The 15,589-nt window shown below is 65.7% G+C and carries 9 protein-coding genes; 8 read left to right on the top strand and 1 reads right to left on the bottom strand.

What is annotated here, in order from left to right; all coding sequences use genetic code 11:
* The 5 genes from ABIG06_RS00170 to ABIG06_RS00150 all read left to right on the top strand — a co-directional run bounded on the left by ABIG06_RS00170 (nucleotide 1) and on the right by ABIG06_RS00150 (nucleotide 7,142).
* Entirely contained in the window at nucleotides 1-1,884 is a 1,884-nt protein-coding gene (locus tag ABIG06_RS00170) for a flagellar protein (protein ID WP_124163728.1), read from the top strand.
* A 70-nt stretch (nucleotides 1,885-1,954) separates the two neighbouring features.
* A complete protein-coding gene (locus tag ABIG06_RS00165; protein WP_124163727.1) occupies nucleotides 1,955-2,740 on the top strand; it encodes a hypothetical protein in 786 nt (261 codons plus the stop codon).
* 10 nt (nucleotides 2,741-2,750) lie between these two features.
* Nucleotides 2,751-4,391 (top strand): hypothetical protein, encoded by a 1,641-nt coding sequence (locus tag ABIG06_RS00160; protein WP_199752414.1) that lies wholly within the window; start codon nucleotides 2,751-2,753, stop codon nucleotides 4,389-4,391.
* A gap of 1 nt (nucleotide 4,392) precedes the next feature.
* Nucleotides 4,393-5,646: a hypothetical protein gene (locus tag ABIG06_RS00155; RefSeq protein WP_124163725.1), complete on the top strand. Its 1,254-nt coding sequence runs from the start codon at nucleotides 4,393-4,395 to the stop codon at nucleotides 5,644-5,646.
* Complete coding sequence (locus ABIG06_RS00150; protein WP_124163724.1) at nucleotides 5,643-7,142, top strand: pyridoxal phosphate-dependent decarboxylase family protein; 1,500 nt, start codon at nucleotides 5,643-5,645, stop codon at nucleotides 7,140-7,142. Before ABIG06_RS00155 ends, ABIG06_RS00150 begins: the two co-directional genes overlap by 4 nt.
* A gap of 87 nt (nucleotides 7,143-7,229) precedes the next feature.
* Here ABIG06_RS00150 and flbT read toward each other — a convergent pair whose 3' ends face one another.
* Entirely contained in the window at nucleotides 7,230-7,670 is a 441-nt protein-coding gene (gene flbT, locus ABIG06_RS00145) for a flagellar biosynthesis repressor FlbT (protein WP_035671936.1), read from the bottom strand.
* Between the two features lie 320 nt (nucleotides 7,671-7,990).
* Here flbT and ABIG06_RS00140 point away from each other — a divergent pair, with 320 nt between their 5' ends.
* From ABIG06_RS00140 to ABIG06_RS00130, 3 genes are all read left to right on the top strand, one after another.
* A complete protein-coding gene (locus ABIG06_RS00140; protein ID WP_370140574.1) occupies nucleotides 7,991-10,261 on the top strand; it encodes a DUF1522 domain-containing protein in 2,271 nt (756 codons plus the stop codon).
* A 359-nt stretch (nucleotides 10,262-10,620) separates the two neighbouring features.
* The gene (locus tag ABIG06_RS00135) at nucleotides 10,621-12,891 is read left to right on the top strand and encodes a DUF1522 domain-containing protein (protein WP_370140573.1); all 2,271 of its coding nucleotides are present in this window, start codon (nucleotides 10,621-10,623) and stop codon (nucleotides 12,889-12,891) included.
* Nucleotides 12,892-13,215: 324 nt separating this feature from the next.
* Nucleotides 13,216-15,486 carry a DUF1522 domain-containing protein gene (locus ABIG06_RS00130; RefSeq protein WP_370140572.1) on the top strand — a complete coding sequence of 757 codons (2,271 nt, stop codon included), beginning with the start codon at nucleotides 13,216-13,218 and terminating at the stop codon, nucleotides 15,484-15,486.
* Nucleotides 15,487-15,589 lie beyond the last annotated feature (103 nt).

The raw sequence follows: 15,589 nt of genomic DNA, 5'->3' as shown, positions 1-15,589 counted from the left end.
ATGTCGATCAGCAGCATCAACTATTCTTCGTCGATTCTCGGCGCACAGATCCGCAACATCAACCAGCAGCTCACCGACCTGTCGACCCAGCTTTCGACCGGCAAGCTGTCGCAGAACTATGCCGGCATGGGCACCAACGAGGGTTTTGCGATCGCAGGGCGCGCGCAGCTCTCCAACATCGCCGGCTATACCGACACGATCACCAACGTCAACGTCAGCATCAATCTCGCCAACACCGCGCTGCAGTCGCTGACGAAGATCCGCAACACGGTGCAAACGGGCTCGGCCAACACGGCGCAGGACCTCAACGTCAACGGCCAGACGATCGCGCAGAACACCGCCGCCGCCCAGTTCGGCTCGATGGTCGGCGTCCTCAACACGCAGACGGGCAGCCGCTATCTGTTCTCCGGGACGGCCGTCAACACGCAATCGGTTGCGGATGCCGGCGACATCATCAACGGCACCACGACGCAGGCCGGCTTCAAGACCGTCATGGCGGAGCGCCAGGCCGCCGACTTAGGGGCCAACGGGATGGGGCGGCTGGTGCAGACGCAGCCGACGCCGAGCTCCGTGCAGGTGTCGGAGGACGTTGCCGGCTCGCCGTTCGGGCTCAAGATCAAGGCGGTGTCCTCGACGCTCACGGGCGCGACCGTTTCCGGCCCGAGCGGCTCGCCGGTGTCGTTCTCGGTCGATCTCAACGGCGTCAATCCGAACAACGGTGACAAGCTCAGCATTCAGTTCACGCTGCCGGATGGCACCACAGAGCAGATCGACCTGACCGCCTCGACGGCGACGCCGACGCCGCTCGGCAGCTTCGCCATCGATGCGAGCACCCCTGTCAATCCGAACAACACCGCGACCAACCTCAACGCCGCGCTGAACACCGCGATCACCAAGCTCGCCAACACCTCGCTGGTGGCGGCATCGGCGGTCGTCGCCGGCGACAACTTCTTCAACACTGCGAGCTCTGCGATCGGCGCGCCGGTCAACAACCAGGCGGCACCGCCGGCACCCGTGACCGGCGCGACGGCGCTATCGGGCGCGAGCCCCTCGGACTCGATCTCGCCGGGCTTCGTCGCCGGCGACACCATCACCGTCAACGGCACCACGTTGACCTTCGTGGCCTCGGGCGCGACCGGCAACCAGCTCAACGTCACCGACAGCATCCAGACCCTGCTGAGCAAGATCGACCAGATCACGGGAACGTCGAAGCCCTCGACGGTCCATGGCGGTTCGATCACGATCAACACCGACGATGCGGCAAGCCTCAACATCACGACCTCGAATACGGGAGCGCTGAGTTCACTCGGCTTCAGCGCGACGCCCGTGACCGCCACGCAACCGCCGCTGCGCGTCGGCTCTTCGCCCGCGAGTTCGGCGACGACGCTGGTGAACGGCTCGGCCACAACCGTGAAGTGGTACCTGGGCAATGACGGTCCCGGGTCGCCGCGCTCCACGGCGACGGCGCGGGTCGACGATGCCGTCACGGTGCAATATGGCGCCCAGGCGAACGAGGATGCGATCCGCCGGCAATTGCAGGCGATCGCGGTGTTCGGGACCTTCTCGACTTCGCCGACCGGCCAGTATTCGGGCGGGCAGGTGTCGGCGCTGAGCCTGCGGGTGACGCAGGCGCTGACGCAGCAGCCCGGCCAGCAGCGGATCGAGGACATCCAGACCGACATCGCGATGGCCCAGAACACGATGAAGGACGCGACCACGCGCCAGACTCAGGCCAAGGCGCAGCTCCAGGGCATCATCGACCAGGCGGAATCGGCCTCGCCGGATCAGGTCGCGAGCGAGATCCTGGCGCTCCAGAACGCCCTCCAGGCGTCCTACCAGGTGACGTCGAACCTCGCGCAGCTGTCGCTCGTCAAGTTCCTGTAAGAGGGCGTTAAGGCGCCGTTAACCATGCCTGTTTACCTCTTGGTGAGGATTGGAGCGGGCGGGGCGGTCGATGTCGGACAGGATGCAGCTGGTGGTGGCAACGCCGTGCTTCGGCGGGCAGGTGTCGAGCATCTATGCGAGCTCGATCTTCGCGCTGCAGCGCGCCGTGCACGGCATGTCCAATCTCGAGCTCAAGGTGCTCCTGCGCGACGGCGACGCGCTGATCACCCGCGCGCGCGCCAATTTGGTCGCGATGTTCCTGGACGACCCCAAGGCGACGCATTTCCTGTTCATCGATGCCGATATCGGGTTCAAGCCGGAGCAGGTGTTCCGGCTGATGGAATGCGGCGCGGACGTCGTGGCCGGCTGCTATCCGATCAAGCGGGTCAACTGGGACAAGGCCGCGCGTGCGATCCAGTCCGGTCGGACCGACGTGCCGGCCGCCTCGCTCGATTACGTGCTCGAGATCGAGGATCCCGACCGCATCGTCGTGGTCAACGGCTTCACCCGCGTGCGCTATGCCGGTACCGGCTTCCTGATGATCCGGCGCCACGTGCTGGAGGCGATGTGTCGTCACCCGGACTATGCGAGCCTGCAATTCTTTCGCGAGCATTCACACGACACGCTGGCGGCGAGCCGGAACCGGTTCGCGCTGTTCGAATGCATGATCGATCCGGCGACGGGCACTTATCTTTCCGAGGACTTCGCCTTCTGCAAGCGCTGGACCGATATCGGCGGCGAGATCTGGGCCGATATCCAGAGCTCGCTCGATCACGTCGGGCCCTCGGTGTTCCACGGCGACATCGCCTCGCAATTCGCAGCCGTGCCTGCGGCGGCGGCCGATGCCGCGGCGTGAGGTTTGCGGCATGAGCGGCGGCGCGTCCCGCTGGTCAGAACGGGAACGGGCGTCCGACGGCGGGTCGCGCTATCGCCTGCGCGATCTCTTCACGCCGCTCGACACGCTGCTCGGCTCCGGCGGAGATCCGCGGCTCGCGCTCGATCCCGAGGACCGCGTCAACGCCTATGGCTGCGCGGCCTCGCCGGAGCCGGAGATCTGGAATTTCGCCTCCGCGACGGCATCGACGATCTCGCGGGCGGCCTATGACCGTGCTGCGCTGGCGCGCGAAGAGCTGATGCACAAGTGCCTGTTCGACGAGGTCGAGGTCGCCTTCGACGCACGCTGTGAGGACATGCGCGACGAGCTGCGCGGCCATCTGCAGCTCTCGCCGCGCGTCGACGTGGTGTTCTCGCCGTCCGGCACAGACTCCCAGCTCCACGCCCTGCTCCTGGCGCGCACGATCCTCGGCGCGCGGCCGGTGACGATCGTGGTCGGCGCCGACCAGACCGGAAGCGGGACGACCCATACCGCCCGCGGACACCATTTCAGCTCCATGACGGCGAGCGGCGTTGCGGTTCGCAAGGACGGCGCGGTTCCGGGCCTCGCCGGTACCAGTGTTGCGCTGCCGCTGCGCGAGGCCGCCCCCGGGATCGCGATGCGCGCGGACGCCGATGCCGCGGTGCTGCATGCGCTCGAGGCTACGATCGCGCAAGGCGCGCCCGTGCTGCTCCAGATCATGGATTGCTCGAAGCTCGGATGGCGTGCGCCGAGTGCGGCCTGCCTCGACGAGATCGCGCGGCGCTGGCCGCGCCAGGTCCAGATCGTCGTCGATGCCTGCCAGGCCAGGCTCGGGCGCCGCCGGCTGCGCTCCTATCTCGACCGCGGCTATATGGTGCTGATCACCGGCTCGAAATTTTTCGGCGGGCCTGCCTTCAGCGGTGCGCTGCTGGTGCCGAAGGGTCTTTCGCGCTCGCTCGACCGAGGCAAGGAGATCGCGCCCGGCATCTTCGACTACGCCGGCCGTTGCGATTGGCCGGTGGCCTGGACGGCGCTGCGTTCGCGCTTCGAGCGCCGCCCGAATTTCGGTCAATGGCTGCGCTGGGAGGCGGCGCTGGCCGAGATCGGCAGCTACTACGCCGTGCCCGCGGTTTTCCGCGCCGAGATGCTCGCCGAGCTCGCCGCCGGCATCGATGGCATGCTCGCCTTGTCGCCGTCGTTGCGCTCCGTTCCAACCGCGGTCAACTTGGCCGACGCCGACGACGACGCCGACGACGAGGAATTCGCTCGGGCCACGATCTTTCCGTTCACGCTGCTGCGCGACGGCAAGCCGGTCTCGATCGCGGAGACCCGGGCCGTTCATCGTGCGCTGGCGCGTGACATGAGCAAAGAGATCAGCGGGAGCACGGCGGACCGAGACGTTGCCGCGCAGCGCAGCCTGATCGGCCAGCCGGTCCGGCTGGAGCGGCAGGACGAGACGCCGCAGGCCGTGCTGCGCCTCTGCGTCGGCGCACGGCTCGTGACGGAAGCCTGGTCGCCGGACATGGCGAAGGCGCGACGCAATGTGCAGCAGGTTCTCGACCGCATCGCCCATGTCCTGGTCAAGATCGAGCTGCTGCTCGACCGTGGTGCAGCCGCGGCCGTGCCGGTCAAGTCCGCGTCCGAGGTGTGAAATGCAGCATCCAGTTTCCGCGCCGATCGGCTTGACAGCGGCGAACTATGCCGACCGCATCGGCTTTGCGCAGCTGACACGCCAGGCCTTCGAGGGCGTCGATCTACATCCGCTGCGCGACCAGCTCGTGGCGCGGATCGCGGCGGGGACCGCGCTGGCAGGCGAAGGGCTGGATCTGTCCTTGGTCACCCAGCTTCTGGGCGACAAGGATCAGGGGCTTGCGATCCAATCCGAGGTGCTGGCCTTCCATCAATTGTTCCGAACGCCCGGCGCGGCCCCGCAGCCGGGCCTGCGCGTACTCGCGCTTGCGGCCGACATCGACATGGGCGGCAACACGCCGATCGATTTCCTGCTCGAAGGCTCCGACATCGAGTTGCTGACACTTTATGTGGTCAAGGGCGTCGGTCTGCCGGAAGCCTTGCCCGAGCACGACGTCGCCATCGTGGTCGCGTCCGATTCCGAGGAATGCCGTGAGGCGCTCGCGCTGATCGAGAAGGCCGCACCGGCCTGGCCGCGGCCGCTGCTCAATCGCCCCGATCGCATCGGCAATCTCGATCGTGACAAGCTGCATCGGCTGCTCGCCGATGTGCCGGGTCTGGACATTCCCGCGACCATCCATGCGACGCGTGCGCAATTGTCCGATCTCGCCCTGAGCCGGATTGCCTGTGAGGACATCGCGGGCGGATTGCACTTTCCGATCATCGCGCGGCCGCGCGGCTCGCACGCCGGTGTCGGGCTCGCGAAGCTCGACGATGCGGCGGCGCTCGCGGCTTATCTCGCCGAACGGAAGGAGCAGAACTTCTTTGTCGCACGCTTCGTCGATTATGTCAGTCCCGACGGGCTCTACCGCAAATATCGCCTCGCCATGATCGACGGCAAACCCTACGCCTGCCACATGGCGATCGCCGACCGCTGGGACATCTGGTATCTCAACGCCTACATGGCGTTCAGCGAGGAGAAGCGGGCCGAAGAAGCCGTCTTCATGCGCGACTTCGACCGCGACTTCGCCGCGCGCCACAGAAGCGCGCTCGACGAGATGAGCCGCCGCGTCGGCCTCGATTATTTCATCGTCGATTGCGCCGAGAACGAGAGGCGCGAGCTCCTGGTGTTCGAGGCCGACAACACCGCCGTCGTGCACAACATGGATTCGCCAGCCGTGTTTCCCTACAAGCCGCCGCAGATGCGCAAGATCTTTGCCGCGTTCACGGCCATGCTGTCGCGGAACGCAAAGGCGGGCAGGGAGAGCGCAACATGAACGAGATCATCCGCAACACGCAGAGGTCCGTCACGGGCACCTCGCTCGATCCGCAGGACTGGAGCGAATTTCGCGCGCTGGCCCATCGCATGCTGGACGAGACGATCGACGGCATCGCCAACGTTCGGGCGCGGCCCGTCTGGCAGCCGATTCCAGAAGACGTTCGTGCAGCATTCAGGGCCGACCTGCCGCGCGAGGCGAGCGATCTCGCCGAGGTCTATCGCGAATACGCCGAGCATGTCGCGCCCTATGCGACCGGCAACGTCCATCCCGGCTTCATGGGCTGGGTGCATGGTGGCGGCACCGCGGTCGGCATGCTCGCGGAAATGCTTGCGGCAGGCCTCAACGCCAATCTCGGCGGCCGCGATCACATGCCGATCGAAGTCGAGCGCCAGATCGTCGACTGGATGCGCCGCCTGTTCGCCTTCCCCGACAGCGCGAGCGGTATCTTCGTCACGGGCACGTCAATGGCCAATCTGATGGCGGTGCTGGTGGCGCGCACGAGTATGCTCGGCACTCTGGCGCGGCAGCACGGCATCGGCAATGACGGTGCGCTGCTCACGGCCTACACGTCGCAGGCGGCGCATGGCTGCGTCTCCAGGGCGATGGACGTTGCCGGGCTCGGCACCGATGCGTTGCGCAGGATCGTTGTCGATGCCGAACATCGCATCGACGTTGCCGCGCTGCGTGCGCAGATTGCTGTTGATCGCGAGGTCGGCTTCAAGCCGTTCCTTGTGGTCGCGTCCGCCGGCACCGTCGATATCGGCGCGATCGACGATCTCAGGGCGATCGCCGAGCTGTGCCGCGAGGAAGGAATCTGGTTTCACGTCGACGGCGCTTTTGGTGCGCTGGCGATCCTGTCGCCCGAGCTCGCGCCGCTGCTCGGCGGCATCGAGTTCGCGGATTCCATCGCACTCGACTTCCACAAATGGGGACAGGTGCCCTACGACGCAGGCTTCCTGCTGGTGCGCGACGGCGAGCAGCATCGGCAGGCCTTTGCGCAGCCGGCGGCCTATCTGCGCCGCGAGGCGAGGGGGCTTGCGGCGGGCGCGGTCTGGCCCTGCGATCTCGGCCCCGATCTGTCGCGCGGCTTCCGTGCGCTGAAGACGTGGTTCACGCTCAAGACGTTCGGCACCGATCGGCTTGGTGCGGCGATTGCGCGAAGCTGTGCGCTGGCGAAATATCTGGAGGCGCGCGTGTTGGCCGAACCTCGGCTGGAATTGCTGGCGCCGGTCAATCTCAACATCGTCTGCTTCCGCTACCGTGCCGATGATGCGGTCAATCGCGAGATCGTCGCCGATGTCCAGGAGTCCGGCGTCGCAGCGCCGTCGAGCACGACGCTTGATGGCAGGCTCGCGATCCGCGCCGCAATCGTCAATCACCGCACCGAGGAGGCGGACATCGATGCGCTGGTCGCGGCCGTGCTGGAGTTCGGCGGACGGCGGAGCCGTGGCAAACTGATCGAGGTCGAGGCGCCGCCGCTCGCGGCGCAGTAGCATCGATGCGTGCCTGAAACGACGACGGCCCCGGAGATGATCCGGGGCCGTCGTCGTTGGCAGCTTGGGCGACGCGAAAGCGTGTGGTCAGGCGGCAGAGCTCACGTCGGCCTTGTCCGCTTCGGCCTTGGGATGCGCGGCCGCGTACTGATCCCGCAGCTTCTCTTCATAGGCAATCAGCTTGCGGGCGTCCTTCAGCGCGCGGTAGAGGTCGCCATTGAGGATGTTGTTGTTGATGCCTTCGATGATCGGCCAGGAGCTCGGCACCGCAGTGACGATGTCGCGCACCAGGTTGAAATAGGTGCCGTGCTGGGTCTGCGGATCCGGCGAGATGTACATGAGCTGGACCGCGAGATAGACGAGCTTGGCGGGCGTGTTGGCGGTCTCCGGCGTGAGGATGTCGCGCTCGCGCAGGATCGGCACGTTGTCGCCGTCGATCAGGAGGCGGGCGCGCTGGTCCGTGTTGGTAATCACGCAGTTACCGACGATGATGCGTTCGTGCGGTCTGAGCTCGACCTTGAGGGCCATGCCTGTTCTCCATCAACGCTTTCGTAACCGAGCGTTCGTTGCGGCTCATCAAGGCCTGATTCTCGCCCGGAAATAGTTAACGAGCTGTAAATCTCCGGCATTCGCAAGAAAAAGCTCAATCTTCCCAATGTCATGTCTGCGCGGCCGTGTCGCGGCGTGCGCGGCTTCACGCCCCGAATCACGCGTGACCCGGCAAAAGCGCGGATTTCATTTCATGCTTCGTTAGAAATCTCGGCGCCACGGTCCGCCGGTCGCTGGGTCAATCTCGATCCAAGCAGACGCGTAACAGTAGCGTCGTTTACCAGAAAGGTAACAGAGTCATGTCCGGTATCGTTCTCTCCGCGTCGGTTCGTCAGAACCTGCTCTCCCTCCAGTCCACCGCTGACCTCCTCGCCACCACGCAGAATCGTCTGTCGACCGGCAAGAGCGTCAACTCGGCCCTGGACAATCCCACCAACTTCTTCACCGCCCAGTCGCTCGACAACCGCGCCAGCGACATCAACAATTTGCTCGACGGCATCGCCAACGGCGTGCAGGTGCTGCAGGCTGCCAACACCGGCATCACCTCGCTGCAGAAGCTGATCGACAGCGCCAAGTCGATCGCCAACCAGGCGCTGCAGACCACGGTCGGCTACTCCACCAAGTCCAACGTCTCGACCACGATCTCGGGTGCGACCGCGGCGGACCTGCGCGGCACGACGTCGTATGCCAGCAACACGGCGCTCAGCAGCGTGCTGTACAGCGGCGCTGCCGGCGGCACGACGGCTGCGACGGGCACGACGACTCTCGGTGCGACCCAGGGCACGTTCTCGAACACGGTTGCCGTGAACGCCGCCGACGGCACCACCGCTGTGACGGGCACGATGACCCTGATCGGCACCACCGCCGCCACCAAGATCGGCACGGCTCCCGCCGACGGCGACACGCTGACCGTCAACGGCAAGACCATCACCTTCCGCGCCGGCTCGGCTCCGCTCGCGGCCGCGGTCCCGACCGGCTCGGGCGTCAGCGGCAATCTCGTGACCGACGGCAGCGGCAATACGACCGTTTACCTCGGCACCGCCGGCACCCCGGCTGCGACCGTCAACGACGTGCTGACGGCGATCGACCTCGCCAGCGGCGTGCAGACCTCGACGATCACCAACGGTGCTGCGACCATCGGCGCCGCCTCCGCTGCGACGCCGTCGTCGATTGCCGCAGGCATCGTGACGCTGAAGAGCTCGGCGGGTGCGGACGTGTCCGTGACCGGCAAGGCCGACCTGCTCAAGGCGTTTGGCCTGACCACCGCGACGGGTGGCGGCAACGCCACGGCGACGGCGACCCGCACGACCAGTTCGACCTCGCTGGGCGCTCTGATCACGGACGGTTCGACGCTGAACGTCAACGGTAAGGTCATCACCTTCAAGAACGCGCCGGTCCCGGGCTCGGCCAACGCCCCGGCGATCCCGACCGGCTTCGGCGTCAGCGGTAACGTCCTCACCGACGGCAACGGCAACTCGACGGTCTATCTCCAGACCGGCAATGTCTCCGACGTGCTCAACGCGATCGACCTTGCCACCGGCGTGCAGACCGCCACCATTGCCGCCAACGGCACCGCGACGTTTGCGGCCGCCTCGGGCCAGATCGCCTCGTCGATCAACGCCTCCGGCCAGCTCAAGCTCTCGACCGGCATCAATGCCGACCTGTCGATCACCGGCACCGGCAATGCGCTGAATGCGCTTGGCCTCGCCGGCAACACCGGCACCGCCAGCGCATTCTCGGCGGCCCGCACCTCCGGCATCGGCGGCATCAGCGGCAAGACCCTGACCTTCACCTCCTTCAACGGCGGCACCGCGGTTGACGTCACCTTCGGCGACGGCACCAACGGCACGGTCAAGACGCTGGACCAGCTCAACTCGAAGCTTCAGGCCAACAACCTGTCCGCGACGATCGACGCCAACGGCCTGCTGACGATCTCGACCACCAACGACTACGCGTCCTCGACCATCGGATCGAGCGCCGCGGGTGGTGCGATCGGCGGCACGCTGACCTCGTCGCTCACCTTCTCGACGGCTTCCACCCCCGTCCAGGACGTCGTCGCGCAGACCTCGCGTGCCAACCTGGTGTCTCAGTACAACAACATCCTGAACCAGATCGACACGACCGCGCAGGACTCCTCGTTCAACGGCGTCAACCTCTTGAACGGCGATCAGCTCAAGCTGGTATTCGACGAGACCGGCAAGTCGAACCTGAGCATCACCGGCGTGACCTACAACTCCAAGGGTCTGGGCCTTGCTGCGCTGACCAGCGGTGTCGACTTCATCGACAACGCTGCCACCAACAAGGTGCTGACCAACCTGAACGCTGCGTCGAGCACGCTGCGCTCGGAGGCCTCGAGCCTCGGTTCGAACCTCTCGGTGGTGCAGGTGCGTCAGGACTTCAACAAGAGCCTGATCAACGTGCTGCAGACCGGTTCGTCCAACCTGACGCTGGCCGACACCAACGTCGAGGCGGCCAACAGCCAGGCGCTGTCGACCCGCCAGTCGATCGCGGTCTCCGCGCTGTCGCTGGCCAACCAGTCGCAGCAGAGCGTGCTCCAGCTGCTCCGCTAAGTCGCGGACCACATCGCAAGCAGGATCCGGCGGCGGGGCTTTGGCCCCGCCGCTTTGTTTTTGCGTCGGCATCTGAATGCCGCTCGCCAAGACGGAGGCCGCCCATTGAATGCAGCCAATTGCGTACTCTTAGTTATGGTTGACGAGTGGCAAATGCCTTCCCATTGGGCAAGAAAGCGCCGTCTTATCAGAGCGATATGTGCGAGCTCGACCGGGCGTCGCGCTGCCATATGGTGAACCCGCGCGAGGTTTGGCGCGACACGCTTTATGCTTTGTTAGCCGTCTGCGTTCACCGTCCCGGGCATCGATTAATCCTAATCGAAGTTTTGTTGCGTTGCGTACCAGAAGGGTAACACTCAATGTCCGGTATCGTTCTCTCCGCGTCGGTTCGTCAGAACCTGCTCTCTCTCCAGTCCACCGCTGACCTTCTCGCCACCACGCAAAGCCGTCTGTCGACCGGCAAGAGCGTCAACTCGGCCCTGGACAATCCCACCAACTTCTTCACCGCCCAGTCGCTCGACAACCGCGCCAGCGACATCAACAATTTGCTCGACGGCATCGCCAATGGCGTGCAGGTGCTGCAGGCTGCCAACACCGGCATCACCTCGCTGCAGAAGCTGATCGACAGCGCCAAGTCGATCGCCAACCAGGCGCTGCAGACCACGGTCGGCTACTCCACCAAGTCCAACGTCTCCACGACGATCTCGGGTGCGACCGCGGCGGACCTGCGCGGCACGACGTCGTATGCCAGCAACACGGCGCTCAGCAGCGTGCTGTACAGCGGCGCTGCCGGCGGCACGACGGCTGCGACGGGCACGACGACTCTCGGTGCGACCCAGGGCACGTTCTCGAACACGGTTGCCGTGAACGCCGCCGACGGCACCACCGCTGTGACGGGCACGATGACCCTGATCGGCACCACCGCCGCCACCAAGATCGGCACGGCTCCCGCTGATGGCGACACGCTGACCGTCAACGGCAAGACCATCACCTTCCGCGCCGGCTCGGCTCCGCTCGCGGCCGCGGTCCCGACCGGCTCGGGCGTCAGCGGCAATCTCGTGACCGACGGCAGCGGCAATACGACCGTTTACCTCGGCACCGCCGGCACCCCGGCTGCGACCGTCAACGACGTGCTGACGGCGATCGACCTCGCCAGCGGCGTGCAGACCTCGACGATCACCAACGGTGCTGCGACCATCGGCGCCGCCTCCGCTGCGACGCCGTCGTCGATTGCCGCAGGCATCGTGACGCTGAAGAGCTCGGCGGGTGCGGACGTGTCCGTGACCGGCAAGGCCGACCTGCTCAAGGCGTTTGGCCTGACCACCGCGACGGGTGGCGGCAACGCCACGGCGACGGCGACCCGCACGACCAGCTCGACCTCGCTGGGCGCTCTGATCACGGACGGTTCGACGCTGAATGTCGACGGTAAGGTCATCACCTTCAAGAACGCGCCGGTCCCGGGCTCGGCCAACGCCCCGGCGATCCCGACCGGCTTCGGCGTCAGCGGTAACGTCCTCACCGACGGCAACGGCAACTCGACGGTCTATCTCCAGACCGGCAATGTCTCCGACGTGCTCAACGCGATCGACCTTGCCACCGGCGTGCAGACCGCCACCATTGCCGCCAACGGCACCGCGACGTTTGCGGCCGCCTCGGGCCAGATCGCCTCGTCGATCAACGCCTCCGGCCAGCTCAAGCTCTCGACCGGCATCAATGCCGACCTGTCGATCACCGGCACCGGCAATGCGCTGAATGCGCTTGGCCTCGCCGGCAACACCGGCACCGCCAGCGCATTCTCGGCGGCCCGCACCTCCGGCATCGGCGGCATCAGCGGCAAGACCCTGACCTTCACCTCCTTCAACGGCGGCACCGCGGTTGACGTCACCTTCGGCGACGGCACCAACGGCACGGTCAAGACGCTGGATCAGCTCAACTCGAAGCTTCAGGCCAACAACCTGTCCGCGACGATCGACGCCAACGGCCTGCTGACGATCTCGACCACCAACGACTACGCGTCCTCGACCATCGGATCGAGCACCGCAGGTGGTGCGATCGGCGGTACGCTGACCTCGTCGCTCACCTTCTCGACGGCTTCCACCCCCGTCCAGGACGTCGTCGCGCAGACCTCGCGTGCCAACCTGGTCAACCAGTACAACAACATCCTCCAGCAGATCGACTCGACCGCGCAGGACTCCTCGTTCAACGGTGTCAACCTGCTCAACGGCGATCAGCTCAAGCTGGTGTTCGACGAGACCGCCAAGTCGAGCCTGAGCATCACCGGTGTGACCTACAACTCCAAGGGTCTGGGCCTTGCTGCGCTGACCAGCGGTGTCGACTTCATCGACAACGCGGCCACCAACAAGGTGCTGACCAACCTGAACGCTGCGTCGAGCACGCTGCGCTCGGAAGCCTCCGCTCTGGGTTCGAATCTGACCATCGTGCAGGTGCGTCAGGACTTCAACAAGAACCTGATCAACGTGCTGCAGACCGGCTCGTCCAACCTGACGCTGGCCGACACCAACGTCGAGGCGGCCAACAGCCAGGCGCTGTCGACCCGCCAGTCGATCGCGGTCTCCGCGCTGTCGCTGGCCAACCAGTCGCAGCAGAGCGTGCTCCAGCTGCTCCGCTAAGTCGCGGACCACATCGCAAGCAGGATCCGGCGGCGGGGCTTCGGCCCCGCCGCTTTTTCGTATGTCGTTCGACCTTTCGAGAAACCAGGAGACGCTCTGAATAGTAACCAGCGGTTATGGTTAATGGAGCGTAAGCGCAGAGAAACGCCAATTATTTCAGACGGGTTGTCGATGCCATCCGCGCCTTCCGGCAGCTTATGGTGAACCGCGGCTTATGCCGGCGAGATCCGTTTCACTCTTTGTTAGCCATGTCCGCGCAGGCTGTGCCCGTCACTCGATCCGAAGCGATCGAACGAAGACGCGTAAGCCAGAAGGGTAAGAGTCATGTCCGGTATTGTTCTCTCCGCATCGGTTCGTCAGAACCTGCTCTCTCTCCAGTCCACCGCCGACCTCCTCGCCACCACGCAGAACCGTCTGTCGACCGGCAAGAGCGTCAACTCGGCTCTGGACAATCCCACCAACTTCTTCACGGCCCAGTCGCTCGACAACCGCGCCAGCGACATCAACAATCTGCTCGACGGCATCGCCAACGGTGTGCAGGTGCTGCAGGCCGCGAACACCGGCCTGACCTCGCTGCAGAAGCTGATCGACAGCGCCAAGTCGATCGCCAACCAGGCGCTGCAGACCACCGTCGGCTACTCCACCAAGTCCAATGTCTCCACGACGATCGCGGGCGCAACCGCTGCCGATCTGCGCGGCACGACCTCCTATGCCAGCGCGACCGCCTACAGCAACGTGCTGTATAACGGCACGGCGGGCGGCGTTACCGCGGCCGTCGCAACCACCACCCTCGGCGCGACCCAGGGCACGTTCTCGAACACGGTTGCCGTGAACGCCGCCGACGGCACGACCGCTGTGACGGGCACGATGACCCTGATCGGCACCACCGCCGCCACCAAGATCGGTTCGGCTCCGGCCGACGGCGACACGCTGACGGTGAACGGCAAGACCATCACCTTCCGCTCCGGCTCGGCTCCCTTGGCGGCCGCCGTCCCGGCCGGCTCGGGCCTCAGCGGCAACCTCGTGACCGACGGCAACGGCAACACCACCGTCTATCTCGGCACCGCCGGCACCCCGGCCGCGACCGTCGACGACCTCCTGACCGCGATCGACCTCGCCAGCGGCGTGAACACCTCGGTCATAGCAAGCGGGTTGGCGACGATCGCGAACAGCGCGGGCCAGACACCCTCCTCGATTGCCGCGGGTATCGTGGCGCTGAAGAGCTCGACGGGTGCGGATCTGTCCTTGACCGGCAAGGCCGACCTGCTCAAGGCGCTGGGCCTCTCCGGCGCAACGGGCGGCGGCAATGCGTCGCTGAGCGTCAACCGGACCACGACCGCGAGCTCGCTGGGATCGCTGATTTCCGATGGCGCATCCCTGAATGTCGACGGCCACGTCATTACCTTCAAGAACGCCCCAGTTCCGGGCTCAACAGGTGCGCCGGCCATTCCAGCCGGCTTCGGCAAGAGCGGCAACGTGATCACCGACGGCAACGGCAACTCGACGGTCTACCTGCAGGCCGGCACCGTCGCCGACGTGCTCAACGCGATCGACCTCGCCACCGGCGTGCAGACCGCGTCGATTGCCGCCAACGGTGCGGCGACACTGAATACCGCAACCGGCCAGAGCAAGTCGTCGATCAACACCAGCGGCCAGCTCCAGCTCTCGACCGGCATCAACGCCGACCTGTCGATCACCGGCACCGGCAATGCCCTGGCGGTGTTTGGTCTTTCGGGTAACACCGGCAACGCGACGGCGTTCTCGGCGGCGCGCACCTCCGGCATCGGCGGCATCAGCGGCAAGAGCCTGACCTTCACCTCCTTCAACGGCGGCACGGCGGTCGACGTCACCTTCGGCGACGGCACCAACGGCACGGTCAAGACGCTCGACCAGCTCAACTCGAAGCTTCAGGCCAACAACCTGTCCGCGACGATCGACGCCAATGGCCTGCTGACGATCACGGCGTCCAATGACTATGCCTCCTCGACGCTCGGCTCGACCGCAGCGGGCGGTGCGATCGGCGGCACGCTGACCTCGGCGCTGACCTTCTCGACGGCTTCCACGCCCGTTCAGGACGCGGTCGCACAGACGGCCCGTGCGAACCTGGTATCTCAGTACAACAACATCCTGAACCAGATCGACACGACCGCGCAGGACTCCTCGTTCAACGGCGTCAACCTCCTGAACGGCGACCAGCTCAAGCTGGTGTTCGACGAGACCGGCAAGTCGAGCCTGAACATCACCGGGGTGACCTACAACTCGAAGGGCCTCGGTCTCGCCGCGCTGACCGTCGGCGTCGACTTCATCGACAACGCCGCCGCCAACAGGGTGCTGACCAATCTGAACGCCGCCTCGAGCACGCTGCGCTCGGAGGCTTCGAGCCTCGGCTCGAACCTCTCGGTGGTGCAGATCCGTCAGGACTTCAACAAGAACCTGATCAACGTGCTGCAGACCGGCTCGTCCAACCTCACCCTGGCCGACACCAATGTCGAAGCGGCCAACAGCCAGGCGCTCTCGACCCGCCAGTCGATCGCGGTCTCCGCGCTATCGCTGGCCAACCAATCGCAGCAGAGCGTGCTTCAGCTGCTCCGCTAGTAAGCAGCTGAAATTAAAAGGTAAAATCGAGCGGCGGGGCCATTTGCCCCGCCGCTCTTTTTGCAGTTGGAGGCGGGCAGGGGCTTTCACCCGCCATTAACCC

It is taken from the genome of Bradyrhizobium sp. USDA 326 (assembly GCF_049739485.1).
In the GTDB taxonomy this organism is placed as follows: Bacteria; Pseudomonadota; Alphaproteobacteria; order Rhizobiales; family Xanthobacteraceae; genus Bradyrhizobium.
The sequence above is the reverse complement of the archived record's forward strand: the minus strand, read 5'-3'. Positions and strand labels throughout refer to the sequence as shown.